This window comes from Streptomyces sp. NPDC042002, from assembly GCF_055588305.1.
Map to the genome: position 1 here is coordinate 82,155 of NZ_JBVJCT010000021.1, position 15,751 is coordinate 97,905.

The 15,751-nt window shown below is 74.6% G+C and carries 1 protein-coding gene; it reads right to left on the bottom strand.

What is annotated here, in order from left to right:
• Window positions 1–160: 160 nt before the first annotated feature.
• A complete protein-coding gene (locus ACZ6KY_RS27030) occupies window positions 161–15,658 on the bottom strand; it encodes a type I polyketide synthase (RefSeq protein ID WP_469312883.1) in 15,498 nt (5,165 codons plus the stop codon).
• Between the last annotated feature and the right edge of the window lie 93 nt (window positions 15,659–15,751).

Consider the following 15,751-nt stretch of genomic DNA (forward strand, 5'->3'; position numbering starts at 1 on the left):
GCGGAGCAGGTGGGTCGTCAGGAAGGTCATCGAAAAGGGGCCGGTGGTGGCCGCCGGGAGGGTGCCGGTGCGGGCGGCCGGGTGCCGTCCCGTCACCGGGGGTCCGCCCACGGCCCGCCCCGGAGCCCGGCCGGCAGGGTGCCGGCCGGGCCGGTGCCGGTCAGGACAGGCCCAGTTCGTCGTCGAGCAGGTCGAAGATCTCGTCGGCCGTGGCGGACTCGATCGAGCGGTCCTGGGCATCGGTGTCCGGTGCACTGTGCGTTTCGTTCCACTTCGCCAGGAGGTCGCGCAGCCGGGCGGTGATGCCCGTGGCGTCCTCGTCGTCGGGGCCGACGCCCGCCAGAATCGATTCGAGCCGGTCCAGCTCGGTGTGGACGGCCCGCCGGGGGTTGTCGTCCGTGCCCAGCCGCTCGCCGAGGTATCCGGCGAGCGCCTCCGGCGAGGGGTAGTCGAAGATCAGCGTGACCGGCAGGCGCAGCCCGCAGGCGGCGGTGAGCCGGTTGCGCAGGTCGACGGCGGTCAGCGAGTCGAAGCCGAGGTCGAGGAAGCCGCGCGCCGGGTCGACGTCGTCGGGGCCGGTGTGGCCGAGGACGCCGGCGACCTGGGTGCGCACCAGGTCCATGAGGGCCTGGGCGCGCTCGGTGGCGGGCAGGGCGGCCAGCCGGTCCGCGAGGGAGCCGCCTGCCTCCGTGCCGAACCCCGTGCCGGTACGGGTCCCGGGGTCGGCGGCGGCCCGGCGCACCGGGACGTGCACCAGGGAGCGCAGCAGCGGCGGCAGGGTGCCGTCGGCCGCCTGGGCGCGCAGGGCGGCCGGTTCGATCCGCATGGGCACCAGGACGGCGTCGTCCAGGGTGTGCGCGGTGTCGAAGAGGGCCAGTCCCTCCTCGGGTGCCAGGGCGGCCACGCCGGAGCGGGCCATCCGGGCCAGGTCGGCCTCGTCGAGGGCACCGGCCATGCCGTCCTCGGCGGCCCACAGGCCCCAGGCCAGCGAGGTCGCGGTCAGTCCGCGGGCCCTGCGGTGCTGGGCGAGGGCGTCCAGGAAGCTGTTGGCCGCCGCGTAGTTGCCCTGCCCCGGGGCGCCGAAGCAGCCGGCGACCGAGGAGAACAGCACGAACGCGCTCAGCTCGTGTCCCTCGGTCAGCTCGTGCAGGTTCCAGGCCGCGTCGAGCTTGGGCCGCAGCACGGTGTCCAGGCGCTCGGGGGTGAGCGAGTCGATGATGCCGTCGTCCAGGACGCCCGCGGTGTGCACCACCGCCGTCAGCGGGTGCTCGGCGGGGATGCCGGCGAGCACCGCCGCGAGCGCGTCCCGGTCGGCCGCGTCGCACGCGGCCCAGGTGACCGATGCACCCAACTCCGCTATATCGGCGGCGAGTTCGGACGCGCCCGGGGCCTGCTCGCCCCGTCGGCTGAGCAGCAGGAGCCGGCGTGCGCCCCGCTCGGCCACCAGGTGGTGGGCGAAGATCCGGCCGAGGGTGCCGGTGGCCCCGGTGACCAGGACCGTGCCCTCGGGGTCGAGGGCGGGCGCCCGCCGGTCGGTGCGGGCCACCCGGCGCAGTCGGAAGGCGTGCGCGCGACCGGCCCGCAGGGCCAGTTGCGGCTCGTCGCCGGCCAGGGCGGCGGCCAGCGCTTGGGCGGAGGCGTCGGTGCCGTCGGTGTCGGCGAGCACGAACCGGCCGGGGTTCTCCGACTGGGCGGTGCGCACCAGGCCCCACACCGGGGCGTGGACCAGGTCGGTGACGGGCTCGCCCGGTTCGGCGGCGACCGCGCCGCTGGTGAGCAGCACCAGTCGGGAGCCGTCGAGGCGTTCCTCGGCGAGCCACTGCTGGACGAGGTCGAGCGCGTGGTGCGCGGCGGCCCGGGCGGTGGCCGCCCGGCCGCTGGTGGTGACGGCGGGGGTGAGCGGGACGAGGACGGTGTCGGGCACCGGTGCGCCCGCCTCCAGCGCGGCGCGCAGCGCGGCGAGGTCGGCATGGGTCTCGACGGGCCGGCCGCCGGGGCGGAAGGCGCCCGGGTCCGCGCCGAGCACCGCCCAGCGCCCGCCGGTGGGCGCGGTCCCCGCGCTGGGCAGCGCGGCCCAGTCGAGGGCGAACAGCGACTCGTGGTGGGCGGAACGGCCCTCACCGAGCCCGCCGGCGGGCACCGGACGCAGCACGAGCGAGCCGACGGTGGCGACGGGCGCGCCTGCGGGGTCGGCCAGGTCGAGTGCGACGCCGCCGTCCTCGGCGGCGGCCAGCCGCACGCGCAGCCCGGTCGCGCCGGTGGCGTGCAGCCGTACGCCGGTCCAGGCGAAGGGCAGTCGGGCGCCCTCGGCGGGGGCGTCGGCGCTCGCGCCGGGGGTGGCCAGGCCCAGGGCGTGCAGGGCCGCGTCGAAGAGGGCGGGGTGCAGTCCGTAGGCGTCGGCGTCGGCCGCGTACGACGGGTCGAGCGCGACCTCGGCGAACACCTCCTCGCCGCGCCGCCAGGCCGCCCGCAGGCCCTGGAAGCCGGGGCCGTAGCCGAGCCCGGCGAGGGCCGCGCCCGGGTAGAACCCGTCGACGGGCAGTTCCTCGGCGCCGGTCGGGGGCCACTGGCTGAGGTCCGCCGCGGGGGCCTCGGGGGCCCGCGCGGTCAGGACGCCGGCCGCGTGCCGGGTCCAGGGCTCCTCGGCGGGGCCGTCGGCGCGCCGGGAGTGCAGGGTCAGGGCGCGCCGCCCGCTGTCGTCGGCACCGGCCACGGCCAGCTGGAACTGCACGGCTCCCCGCTCGGGCAGGGTCAGCGGCGCCTCGACGGTGAGCTCGTCCAGTACGTCGCAGCCGACGTGGTCGCCGGCGCGCAGGGCCAGTTCCACGAGGGCCGTACCGGGCAGCACCACGGTGTCGCCGACGGTGTGCTCGGCCAGCCAGGGCTGGACGGAGACGGCGAGCCGGCCGGTGAGCACCAGCCCGTCGGAGGCGGGCAGTTCGACGGTGGCGCCCAGCAGCGGATGGTCCGCGCCGTCCAGGCCTGCCGCCAGGACGTCCTCGACGGAGACGCCCACGTCCAGCCAGTAGCGCTTGCGCTGGAAGGGGTAGGTGGGCAGCTCCACCCGGCGGGCGCCGGTGCCCGCGTAGTACGCGGTCCAGTCGACGGGCGCGCCGTGGACGTGGGCGAGGGCCAGGGCGGTGGTGGCGGTGTCGGCCTCGGGCCGGCCGGCGCGCAGCAGCGGCACGAACACCGCGCCGTCGCCGGTGACGCACTCCTGGGCGAGCGCGGACAGCACGCCGTCCGGGCCCAGTTCGAGATAGGTGGTGACGCCGGACTCCTCCAGGGCACGCACGCCGTCGAGGAAGCGGACGCTCTCGCGCACGTGGCGGACCCAGAAGTCGGGGTCGGTGAGCTCGTCGGTGACGAGGGCGCCGGTGAGGTTGGAGACGACCGGGACGACCGGGGTCTCGTACACGAGGCTCTCGGCGACCTTGCGGAAGTCGGCGAGCATGCCGTCCATCAGCGGCGAGTGGAAGGCGTGGCTGACGGTGAGGCGCTTGGACCTGCGGTCGCCGAACGATCCGGCGATCCTCTCGGTCTCGTCCGCGTCGCCCGCGATCACCACCGATCGCGGCCCGTTGACCGCCGCGATGCTCACGTTCTCCGTCAGCAGCGGCGCGACCTCGGCCTCGGTCGCCTGGAGTGCGGTCATCGCGCCGCCCCCGGGCAGAGCCTGCATCAACCGGCCCCGCGCGGCGACGAGTTCGCAGGCGTCCTGCAGGGAGAGCACCCCGGCCAGGTGCGCGGCGACGATCTCGCCGATCGAGTGGCCGCAGAGCACGTCGGGCCGTACGCCCCACGCCTCGACGAGCCGGAACAGGGCCACCTCGATCGCGAACAGCGCGGGCTGCGCGTACTCCGTCCGGTTCAGCAGCTCGGCGTCCTCGCCGAACAGCACGCTCTGGAGCGGCAGTTCGAGGTGACGGTCGAGCTCGGCGCAGACCTCGTCCAGGGCACGGGCGAAGTCCGGCTGGGCCGCGTACAGTTCACGGCCCGCGCCCGGACGCTGGCTGCCCTGTCCGGTGAACAGGAAGGCGGTACGGCCCTCACGGGCGGTGCCGCGCAGCACCCCGGGAGCCTGCTCGCCGAGCGCCAACGCGTGCAATCCGGCCAGCAGTTCGTCCCGGTCACCGACGGGCAGCGCGGCACGGTGCTCCAGCGCGGAGCGGGTGGTGGCCAGGGACAGCCCCAGGTCCACCGGCCGCAGTTCCGGATGCGCCTGTACGTGGGCGCCGAGCCTGCGGGCCTGGGCGCGCAGGGCGTCCTCGCCGCGCGCCGACACCACCAGCGGCACCGTCTCCAGCGGCACAGTCACCGTCACGGGGGTGACCTGCCCGGTCGGCTCCGCCTCGGGAGCGTGGTCCGCCCCGGGAGCGGGATCCGCCTCGGGGGCCTGCTCGATGATGGCGTGCGCGTTGGTGCCGCTGATGCCGAAGGAGGACACGCCCGCGCGGCGCGGCCGGCCGGTCTCGGGCCAGGCGACCTGTTCGGTGAGCAGCGAGACCGCGCCCGCCGACCAGTCCACGTGCGGGGTCGCCTCGTCCACGTGCAGGGTCTTGGGGACCACGCCGTGGCGCATCGCCATGACCATCTTGATCACACCGGCGACACCCGAAGCGGCCTGCGTGTGGCCGAGGTTGGACTTCACCGAGCCCAGCAGCAGCGGTCGCTCGCCGGTGTGCTCGCGCCCGTACGTGGCGAGCAGCGCCTGCGCCTCGATGGGATCGCCGAGAGTGGTGCCGGTGCCGTGCGCCTCGACCACGTCGACCTCTCCTGCGCCCACGCCCGCGTTGGCGAGGGCGGCGCGGATGACCCGCTGCTGGGAGGGGCCGTTGGGCGCGGTGAGGCCGTTGGAGGCACCGTCCTGGTTGACGGCTGAGCCGCGTACGACGGCCAGTACCTGGTGGCCGTTGCGCCGGGCGTCGGACAGCCGCTCCAGCAGCAGCATGCCCGCGCCCTCGCCCCAGCCGGTGCCGTCGGCGGCGGCCGCGAAGGACTTGCAGCGCCCGTCGGCGGCGAGACCCCGCTGCCGGCTGAACTCGATGAAGGTGCCGGGCGTGAACATCACGGTGACACCGCCCGCAAGCGCCAGCGAGCACTCGCCGTTGCGCAGCGACTGCGCGGCCAGGTGCAGCGCGACCAGCGAGGACGAGCAGGCCGTGTCGACCGTGACCGCCGGACCCTCGAGGCCGAAGGTGTAGGAGACACGGCCGGAGACGATGCTGCTGGAGCTTCCGGTGCCGAGGTAGCCCTCGACGCCGTCCGGCACCGCGTGCAGGCGGGCGCCGTAGTCGTGGTACATCACTCCGGCGAAGACGCCGGTGCGGCTGCCGCGCACCGCGGAGGGGGCGATGCCGGCGCGCTCGAAGACCTCCCAGGTGGTCTCAAGGAGCAGCCGCTGCTGCGGGTCCATGGCCAGGGCCTCGCGCGGCGAGATGCCGAAGAAGTCCGCGTCGAACTCGGTGGCGTCGTGCAGGAATCCGCCGTCGCGGGCGTAGGAGGTGCCCTGGCTCTCCGGGTCGGGGTCGTACAGCGCCTCGGTGTCCCACCCGCGGTTCTCGGGCCAGCGGGTGATGCCGTCGGCGCCCGCCGTCAGCATCCGCCACAGATCCTCGGGGGCGCGTACGTCGCCGGGGTAGCGGCAGCTCATCGCGACGATGGCGATGGGCTCGTCGTCGGCCGGCGCGGCGGTCGCGGGCACGGCCGGGGTGCCCTCGGCGGCGGTGCCGTCACCGACGAGTTCGGCGCGCAGGTACCGGGCGAGCGCGGCCGGTTCGGGGTGGTCGAAGACCAGGGTGGCGGGCAGCCTCAGCGCGGTCGCCGCGTTCATACGGTTACGCAGCTCGACGGCGGTCAGCGAGTCGAAGCCGAGCTCCTTGAAGGACCGGGACGACTCGACGGACCCGGCACCCGAGTGGCCGAGCACGGCCGCGACCTGGGCCCGGACGAGGTCCAGGAGCACCCGCTCCTGCTCGGCGGCCGGCAGGGCGGCCAGCCGGCCGCGCAGCTCGGACTCGCCGCCCGCGCCCGCGGACTGGTCCACGGTGCGCCGGGCGACCCCGCGGACCAGTCCGCGCAGCAGGTGGGAGAGGGTTCCGGCGGAGGCCTGGGCGCGCAGGGCCTCGGCGTCGACGCGCATCAGGGCGACGGCCGGCTCGTCCAGGGACACTGCCGTGTCGAACAGTTCCAGGCCGTCCTCGGCCGTCAGCGGCGGCAGTCCGGCGCGGCGCATCCGGTTGACGTCGGCGGCGTCCAGGGCGCCCGCCATGCCGTCCGCGACGGCCCACAGGCCCCAGGCGGTGGCGGTGGCCGGCAGCCCATGGGCGCGGCGGTGGGTGGCGAGGGCGTCCAAGTAGGCGTTGGCGGCGGCGTAGTTGGCCTGACCCGGTCCGCCGAACACGCCGGAGGTGGAGGAGAACAGCACGAACGCCGTCAGGTCCAGCTCGCGGGTCAGCTCGTGCAGGTTCCAGGCCGCGTCCACCTTGGGGCGCAGTACGGCGGAGAGCCGCTCGGGGGTGAGCGCGGTGACGACACCGTCGTCCAGCACACCGGCGGTGTGCACCACGGCGGTCAGCGGGTTCTCGGCGGGGATGCCGGCGAGCACCGCGGCCAGTGCGTCGCGGTCCGCGACGTCACAGGCCGCCCAGGTGGCGGTCGCCCCCGACTGGGCCAGTTCGGCGACGAGTTCGGCGGCCCCGGGGGCTTCGGCCCCGTGCCGGGCCACGAGCAGCAGCCGCGTCACGCCGTGGCGGGTCACCAGGTGGCGGGCCACCAGACCGCCCAGCGCGCCGGTGGCGCCGGTGACCAGGACGGTGCCGCCGGGCCCGAAGGCGGGCGTACGGGCGGGATCGGCCTGCTCGGGGTCGAGCGCGGCGACCCGGGCAAGGCGCGGCACCAGCACCTCGCCGGCGCGCAGCGCGAACCGCTCCTCGTCGGTGCCGAGCGCCACCCGCAGGGCCTCGACCGCGGCGGCATCCGTGGCGTCCACGTCCACGAGGGCGATCCGGCCCGGGTTCTCGGTCTGCGCCGAGCGCAGCAGACCCCATACGGTGGCGGCGGCCGTGTCGATGACCTCGGCGTCGGGCCCGGTGGCGACCGCGCCCCGGGTGACGACCACCAGCCGGGAGCCGGCGAACCGGTCCTCGGCCAGCCACTGCCGCACCAGGGCCAGGGCGGCGTGGGCGGCGGTGTGCACGGCGGCCGGGTCGGCCGATCCCGGCACGAGCTCGACCACGACCTCGTCGGGCAGGGCCTCCCCCGCGTCCACGGCGGCGGCCAGGGTCGCCAGGTCCGCGTGTCGCGGCGCGTCCGGCAACGCGATTCCGTCCGAGCCGAGCAGCGCGAACCGGGCGGCCACGGGCTCGCCGAGGCCGGCGGGCGCCGTCCACTCCTGGCGGAAGACCGCCTCGTGGTGGGTGGCTCGGGCGGCACGCACCTGGTCGGCGGAGACCGGGCGCAGCGCGAGCGACTCGACCAGCGCGACCGGGGCACCGGCGGCGTCCGCGATCTCCAGGCGCACACCCTCGGCGCCGGCCGGGGCGAGCCGGACGCGCAGCGCCGCGGCGCCCGCGGCGTGCAGGGACACCCCGCTCCAGGCGAACGGCAGCCGGCCCCGGCCGTCGTCGGCACCGACGCCGCTCAGCCCGATGGCGTGCAGGGCCGCGTCCAGCAGCGCCGGGTGCAGACCGAACCGGCCCGCCTCCTCCTCCGCGCCCTCCGGCAGCCGCACCTCGGCGAAGACCTCGCCGTCACGCTGCCAGGCGGTACGCAGGCCCCGGAACGTCGGCCCGTACGCGAATCCGATCGAGTCCAGCTCGTCGTAGCGTCCCTCCAGCGGTACCTCGGTGGCCCCGGCCGGCGGCCAGGCCGACAGGTCGAAGCCGGCCGGGCCGCGCGCGCCCTCGGCGAGCGCACCGGAGGCGTGCCGGGTCCACGGCTCCTCGGCCGCGAGCCCCTCGGCGCGGGAGTGCAGCGCGACCGGGCGGCGCCCGGAGGCGTCGGCGGCACCGACCCACACCCGCAACTGGACGCCGCCGCGCGCGGGCAGCACCAGCGGGGCCTCCAGGGTCAGCTCCTCCAGGTGGTCGCAGCCCACCTGGTCACCGGCCCGGACCGCCAGGTCCACGAACGCCGTTCCCGGCAGCAGCACGCTCCCGAGGATCTCGTGATCGGCCAGCCACGGGTGCGTGTCCAGGGCGAGGCGTCCGGCGAAGACCATGCCGTCGGACTCGGGCAGGGCCACGCCCGCGCTCAGCAGCGGATGCCCGGTGCCGTCCAGGCCGATCGCCTCGACGTCGCCCAGGTGGTACGCCGTCACGGCGGGCCAGTAGCGCTGCCGCTCGAAGGCGTACGTCGGGAGGTCCACGCGATGTGCGCCCGTACCGGCGAAGTACGCGGCCCAGTCGACGCGCGTGCCATGGGTGTGAACTCGGGAAAGGGCAGTGGTAAGAGTGTCCGCCTCGTCGCGCCCGGCGCGGAGGACTGGGACGAAGACAGCGTCGGTGTCGGCGTCGGTGTTGTCGACGCAGTCCTGGGCCATGGCGGACAGGACTCCGTCGGGGCCCAGTTCGACGTACGTGGTCACGCCGGCGGCTTCCAGCGCGCGGATGCCGTCGGCGAAGCGGACCGCCTCACGAACGTGACGGACCCAGAACTCGGGCCGCGTCAACTGCTCCGAAACGAGAGCACCGCTCACATTCGAGATCACCGATATCTTCGGAAGCTCATAGGTCAGAGACTCCGCAACGGCGCGGAAGTCGTCGAGCATGCCGTCCATGTGCGGCGAGTGGAACGCGTGACTGACCGTGAGGCGCTTGGACCTGCGATCGCCGAACGATCCGGCGATCCTCTCGACGTCCTCGGCGTCACCCGCGATGACCACGGACTGCGGGCCGTTGACGGCGGCGATGCTGACGCGCTCGTTGAGCAGCGGAGCGACCTCCGCCTCGGTCGCCTGGAGGGCGATCATCACCCCGCCCTCCGGCAGCGCCTGCATCAGCCGACCACGCGCCAACACCAACCGGCACGCGTCCCCCAGCGAGAACACCCCCGCCACATGCGCAGCCGCGATCTCACCGATCGAATGCCCGGACACGAACTCCGGCTTCACACCCCACGACTCGAACAACCGGAACAACGCCACCTCGACCGCGAACAACGCAGGCTGCGCGAACTCCGTACGGTTCAACGTCTGCGCGTCGTCGCCGAACACCACGTCCTTGAGCGGCACATCAACGTCCAGGTGCGCACACACCGCGTCGAAGGCATCGGCGAACACCGGGTACCCGGCATACAACTCCCGGCCCATCCCCAGCCGCTGACTCCCCTGCCCCGTAAACAGGAACGCGGTCTTCCCCGACAGCGGTGTGCCTGACACCACCCCCGGCCCACCCGAGCCCTGCGCCAGACCGGCCAACCCGGCCAGCAACCCCTCCCGATCACCGGCCACCACAACCGCACGACGCTCGAAAACCGAACGCCCGGCCGCCAGAGAGAAGCCAACGTCGGCGGCACGCAACCCGGGGTTGCCGGCCAGATGATCATGCAGCGCGGCCGCCTGACCACACAGCGCCTCCGCACTCCTCGCCGACAGCAGGAACGGCACCGAACGCATCGGCAGTACCGGCTGCCCCGACACCTGCGCCCCCGCCTCGGCCACCAGCTCCGGAGCCTGCTCCACGATCGTGTGCGCGTTCGTCCCACTGATACCGAACGAAGAGACACCCGCACGACGAGGCCGACCCGTCTCCGGCCACACCACCGACTCCGTCAGCAACGAGACAGCACCGGCCGACCAATCAACCTGCGCCGTCGGCTCATCCACGTGCAAGGTGGGCGGCAGCACCCCGTGCTGCATGGCGAGGACCATCTTCATCACGCCGGCGACTCCGGCGGCGGCCTGGGTGTGGCCGAGGTTGGACTTGATGGAGCCGAGGTGGAGGGGTTGACCCTCGGGACGGTCCTGGCCGTACGTCGCCAGCAGCGCCTGCGCCTCGATCGGGTCACCCAACCGCGTCCCCGTACCATGCGCCTCGACCGCGTCCACGTCAGCCGGAGCGAGACCGCCACTGGCCAACGCGGCCCGGATGACCCGCTGTTGGGACGGACCGTTCGGCGCGGTCAGCCCGTTGGACGCGCCGTCCTGGTTCACCGCCGAGCCACGGACAAGGGCAAGCACGGGATGGCCATTGCGCCGAGCGTCGGACAGCCGCTCCACAAGCAGCATGCCGACCCCCTCACCCCAGCCCGTACCGTCGGCGGAGGCGGCGAAGGCCTTGATGCGGCCGTCCTCGGCCAGCCCACGTTGGCGGCTGAAGTCGATGAAGGAGGCAGGGGTGGACATCACGGTCACACCGCCTGCGAGGGCCATGGAGCACTCGCCGTTGCGCAGCGCCTGGATCGCCCAGTGCAACGCGACCAACGAGGAGGAGCAGGCCGTGTCGACCGTGACCGCCGGACCCTCAAGGCCGAGTACGTAGGAGATGCGTCCGGAGACGACGCTGGCGGCGTTGCCGGTGCCGAGGAAGCCCTCGACGCCCTCGGGGGCGGCGAGGATGAGGTTGAGGTAGTCCTGACCGTTGGTGCCGGTGAAGACGCCGATCTGCTCGCCGCGCACGGTGGCCGGGTCGATGCCGGCGCGCTCGAACGCCTCCCAGGAGGTCTCGAGGAGCAGCCGCTGCTGCGGATCCATGGCGAGGGCCTCGCGCGGCGAGATGCCGAAGAAGTCCGCGTCGAACTCGGTGGCCCCGGCGAGGAAGCCGCCCTCGCGGACGTAGCTGGTGTTCTCGGCGGCGGATTCCGGGTCGTACAGCCCGTCGAGGTCCCAGCCTCGGTCGGTGGGGAAGCCGGAGACAGCGTCCCGGCCCTCGGCCAGGAGCCGCCACAGGTCCTCGGGCGTGGCCACGCCGCCGGGGAAGCGGCAGCTCATCGCGACGATCGCGATGGGGTCGTCGGCGACGGCGGCAGCGACCTGCGCGACGGCGGATCCGCCGTTCGTGCCGAGGAGTTCGTCCTGGAGGAAGGCGGCCAGGGCGTAGGCGTTGGGGTAGTCGAAGATCAGGGTGGCGGGGAGCGGCAGTCCGGTGCGGGAGGACAGCAGGTTGCGCATCTCCACGGCGGTCAGCGAGTCGAAGCCGAGGTCGCGGAAGGCGCTGGCGGGGTCCACGGACTGCGGTCCGGCGTGGCCGAGCACGGCGGCGACCTGCGTACGGACGAACTCCAGGGCCAGCTCGTCGCGTTCGCCGTCCGGTGCCTCGGCGAGGCGGCGGGCGAGGGTGTCGGCGGTCCCGGCGGCCTGGCCGGTCGCCGAGCCGGTGGCGAGGGCCTGCGCGGCGTCGGGCAGGTCGGCGATGAGCGGGCAGGGACGCACCGCGGTGAGGCCCGGGGCGAGCAGCGACCAGTCGAAGTCGGCGACGACGCAGGCCGTTTCGTCCAGGGCGAGGCTGGTGCGCAGGGCGTTCAGGGCGAGTTCGGGGGCGAGGGCGGGCAGCCCGGCCTGGCGCAGACGTTCGGCGACGAGGCCGTCGGTGGCCATGCCGCCCTCGGCCCAGGCACCCCAGGAGACGACGGTGGCGGGCAGGCCGTCGGCACGGCGCTGCTCGGCCAGGGCGTCCAAGTAGGCGTTGGCAGCCGCGTAGTTGGCCTGGCCCGCCGCACCGAGGACGCCCGCGACGGAGGAGAACAGTACGAAGGCGGACAGGTCCAGTTCGCGGGTCAGCTCGTGCAGGACGTGGGCGGCGTGCGCCTTGGGGCGCAGCACGCCGGCGAGGCGGTGGGGGGTCTGGGCGTCCAGGACGCCGTCGTCGAGGACGCCGGCGGCGTGCACGACGGTGGTCAGGGGATGCTCGGCGGGCACGGCGGCCAGTAGGGCGGCGACGGCCTCGCGGTCGGTGACGTCACAGGCGACGAAGGTCGCCTCGGCGCCCAGCTCCGCCAGTTCTCGGGCGAGTTCCTCAGCGCCTTCGGCCTCGGGGCCGCGCCGGCCGACCAGGAGCAGCCGGTCGGCGCCCGCGCGGGCGAGCAGTCGGGCGACGTGCCGGCCGAGCGCTCCGGTGCCGCCGGTGACGAGGGCGGTGCCACCGGTGGTCCACTCGGCGGGCCGCTCCTCGCGCGGGGCGCGGGCCAGTCGGCGTACGAAGGTGGCGGTGGAGCGTACGGCGAGGTGGTCCTCGTCTCCGAGACCGCCGAGCGCGTCGGCGAGCCGTCCCGCGGCGCGCTCGTCGGGCTGCTCGGGCAGGTCGATCAACCCGCCCCATCGGGTGGGCAGTTCGAGTGCCGCGGTGCGACCGAGACCCCAGACGAGGGCCTGGGCGGGGGCGGCGACGCGGTCGGCGCGGCCGGTGGAGACGGCGCCGCGGGTGGCGGCCCACAGCGGTGCCTCGACAGCCGCGTCGCCGAGGGCCTGGACGAGGGCGGTGGTGGCGGCGAACCCTACGGGCAGCGCGGCGTCCACGGGGTGCGGGCGTTCGTCGAGGGCGAGCAGCGACAGCACGCCGGCGGGCGCCTCGGCGTCGGCGAGGAGCTCGCGCAGCCGGGTGGCGAGGGCGTCGCGGTCCTCGTCGGCGGCGTCCACGGCGAGGGTGGTCACCTGGGCGCCGCGCGCGGTCAGGACGCGGGCCGCGGCGTCGGCCCACGGGTCGTCGGCGTGCTCTGCGGGTACGACCAGCAGCCAGTGCCCCGTGACGGGACCGGCGGCGGTGTCGGTGAGCGGCTTCCAGGTGACGCGGTAGCGCCAGCCGTCGACGGTGTCGCGGTCGCGGTTGCGGCGGTGCCAGGCGGACAGCGCGGGCAGTACGCCGCTGAGCGGTTCGTCACCGGCGACACCGAGGGTGTCGGCGAAGCGCGCGAGGTCCGCGCTGTCGACGACCTCCCAGAACTTGGCGTCGGCAGCGGAGAGTTCGCCGCCCGCGACGGGGTCGGTGAAGTCGGTGAAGGGGTCGCGCGGCCAGTACAGCTCGCGCTGGAAGGCGTACGTGGGCAGTTCCACCCGGCGGGCCGCGGTGTCGCGGAAGCGGGCGGCCCAGTCCGGGGAGAGGCCGCGCACATGGGCGCCGGCCACGGCGGCGGCGAGCGACCACGCCTCGGGCCGGCCGGTGCGCAGCGCGGGCAGGAAGGCCGCGGCGCGCGGGCCGGTGGCGGTCAGGCAGTCCCGGCCGAGCCCGGACAGCACACCGCCGGGGCCGAGTTCGAGGTAGGCGGTGACGCCGCGGCTCTCCATCCAGCGGATGCCGTCGAGGAGGCGGACGGCCTCGCGGACGTGGCGCACCCAGAAGTCGGCCGAGCCCATCTCGTCGGAGACCAGGGCGCCGGTGAGGTTCGAGACGACCGGGATGCCCGGCGCTTCGTAGACCAGGCCCTCGGCGACGGTGCGGAAGGCGCCGAGCATGGCGTCCATGTGCGGCGAGTGGAAGGCGTGGCTGACCGTGAGGCGTTTGGACTTGCGGTCCTTGAACGCTTCCACGATCCGCTCGGCCTCGGCGGCGTCACCGGAGAGGACCACGGACTGCGGGCCGTTGACGGCGGCGATGCCGACCCGCTCGGTCAGCAGCGGCCTGACCTCGTCCTCGGTCGCCTGCAACGCGATCATGACCCCGTCCGCGGGCAGCGCCTGCATCAGCCGGCCGCGCGCCGAGACCAGCGTGCACGCGTCCTCCAGCGAGAACACCCCGGCCACGTGGGCCGCGGCGATCTCGCCGATGGAGTGGCCCGCGAGGAAGTCGGGGCGCACGCCCCACGACTCCACCAGCCGGTACAGCGCCACCTCGACGGCGAACAGCGCCGGCTGCGCGTACTCGGTGCGGTCCAGCAGCGCGGCGTCCGTGCCGAAGAGCACGTCCTTGAGCGGGCGGGCGAGGTCGAGCCGGGCGCACACCGCGTCCAGCGCCTCGGCGAACACCGGGTACGTCTCGTACAGTTCACGGCCCATGCCCAGGCGCTGGCTGCCCTGGCCGGTGAAGAGGACGGCGAGCTTGCCCTCGGTGGCGCTGCCCTCGAGGACGTCGGCGCAGGCCCGGCCCTCGGCGAGCGCTGACAGGCCGGCGAGCAGACCGGCGCGGTCCTGGGCGACGACGGCGGCGCGGCGGTCCAGGGCGGCGCGCGTGAGGGCCTGCGAGTACGCGAGGTCGGCGAGGGCGACGTCGGGGCGCTCGGTGAGGTGGGCGTGGAGGCGGGCGGCCTGGGCGCGCAGGGCGGCCTCGGTGCGGCCGGACAGCACCACGGGCAGTACACCCGCGCCGCCGGCCGCCGGGGCGTTCTGCGCGGCCTCCTCGATCTCGGGGGCGCTCTCCAGGATGACGTGCGCGTTGGTGCCGCTCATGCCGAAGGAGGACACGCCGATGCGGCGCGGCCGGTCGTACGCGGGCCAGGGGCGGGCCTCGGTGAGCAGTTCGACGTTGCCCGCAGACCAGTCCACGTGCGGGGTGGGCTCGCTGACGTGGAGGGTGCGCGGCAGCATGCCGTTGCGCATGGCCATGACGCTCTTGATGACGCCGGCGACACCGGCGGCGGCCTGGGCGTGGCCGATGTTGGTCTTCAGCGAGCCCAGCCACAGCGGCCGGTCCCCGGGCCGGTCCTGGCCGTAGGTGGCGATCAGGGCCTGGGCCTCGATGGGGTCGCCCAGGCCGGTACCGGTGCCGTGCGCCTCGACGGCGTCGACCTGGTCGGGGGTGAGGCGGGCGTTGGACAGCGCCTGGAGGATGACACGCTGCTGGGAGGGGCCGTTGGGGGCGGTGAGTCCGTTGGAGGCGCCGTCCTGGTTGACGGCGGTGCCGCGCAGCACGGCGAGGACCGGGTGGCCCTTGCGGCGCGCGTCGGACAGCCGCTCCACCAGCAGGATGCCGACGCCCTCGGCGAGGCTGAAGCCGTCCGCGTCGGGCGAGAACGCCTTGCAGCGGCCGTCGGTCGCCAGGCCGCGCTGCTTGCTGTAGTCGATGAAGGTGCCGGGCGCGGCCATCAGCGTGGCGCCGCCGGCGAGGGCCATCGAGCACTCACCGTTGCGCAGCGCCTGCACCGCCAGGTGGAGCGCCACCAGCGAGGAGGAGCAGGCGGTGTCCACGGTGACCGCGGGGCCCTCAAGTCCGAAGGTGTACGACAGCCGGCCGGAGGCGACACTGGCGGCGTTGCCGGTGCCGAGGTAGCCCTCGACGTTCTCCGAGGAGCTGAGCAGCGCGGTCAGGTAGTCGTGGCTGCTGGTGCCGACGAAGACACCGACCTGCTTGCCGCGCATCGCCGTCGGGTCGACGCCCGCGCGCTCGAACGCCTCCCAGGTGGTCTCCAGGAGCAGCCGCTGCTGCGGGTCCATGGCGAGGGCCTCGCGCGGCGAGATGCCGAACAGCGAGGGGTCGAAGCGCGCGAAGTCCCGTACGAAACCGCCTTGGTCGGCGTAGCTGGTGCCGGGGTGCTCGGGGTCCGGATGGAAGACGGTGTCCATGTCCCAGCCACGGTCGGCGGGGAACCCGGTGATCGCGTCGGCCTCGTCCGTCACGAGGCGCCACAGTTCCTCGGGGGAGTCGATGCCGCCCGGGTAGCGGCACGCCATTCCGACGACGGCGATGGGGTCCTGGTTCTTCGCCTCGACGTCGCGCAGCCGCTGACGCGTCTGGTGCAGGTCCGCCGTCACCAGCTTCAGGTAGTCCCGCAGCGTCTCTTCATTCGCCATTTGATGCAACCACCCATTTGCGGCAGACGGCATAGGAAACCGTTGTGCGAAAATCCAGGGAAATTCAATTCGCGCCCGACCGGCCCGCCCCAC